Raw genomic sequence first — 582 nt, forward strand, 5'->3', positions numbered from 1 at the left:
GCTTGGCAAGTCTTGTATGGCGAAAGAACAGATGGTGGATAGAAATCGGCGCTGTGCAAAACTCCCGGACTATCCCCAATTCGCCCAAGAGATATCCAGAGACTTATCCACAGATGGTCTTCAATCAACCTCGTACGATAAATTTTTCCCATGCCCATGGATGAAGCGATACCCAAACAAGCCTACAAGGTCTCTTTGTTGCCTTCAGGACTGGAATTTGAAGCCGGCGCGGGAAGCTCGTTACTGAACGCAGCCTTGCGAGCGCACATCCGTTTACCCAGTTCTTGCAGGAATGGAACATGCCGCACTTGCCTGTGCATGTTGAAAAGTGGAGAAATCAGTTACCAGATCGATTGGCCCGGTTTGACCCGGGAAGAAAAAGCCGAAGGTTACCTATTGCCTTGTGTTGCGGTTGCCGAATCGGACCTGGTTATTGAAGTACCGGATGCACTTTCTCTCAAATGAAATTGACGCATCCGGTTTCCAAGGCGTTTTTCCGTTTTTGAAGCCGCTTGGAGAGAAACCGGGTTTTCAGGTTTTCGGGGTTTTAGGTTTTATATAAAAGTTTATATATATATTTTA

The 582-nt window shown here is 46.9% G+C and carries 1 protein-coding gene; it reads left to right on the top strand.

The genetic code is table 11. From position 1 onward, the window contains the following. The first annotated feature begins 156 nt into the window (after window positions 1-156). Window positions 157-465 carry a 2Fe-2S iron-sulfur cluster-binding protein gene (locus tag HLUSI_RS32010; RefSeq protein ID WP_083831033.1) on the top strand — a complete coding sequence of 103 codons (309 nt, stop codon included), beginning with the start codon at window positions 157-159 and terminating at the stop codon, window positions 463-465. The last annotated feature ends 117 nt before the right edge of the window (window positions 466-582 follow it).

The sequence above is a fragment of the Herbaspirillum lusitanum P6-12 genome (assembly GCF_000256565.1).
GTDB classification, from domain to species: Bacteria; Pseudomonadota; Gammaproteobacteria; order Burkholderiales; family Burkholderiaceae_D; genus Herbaspirillum; species Herbaspirillum lusitanum.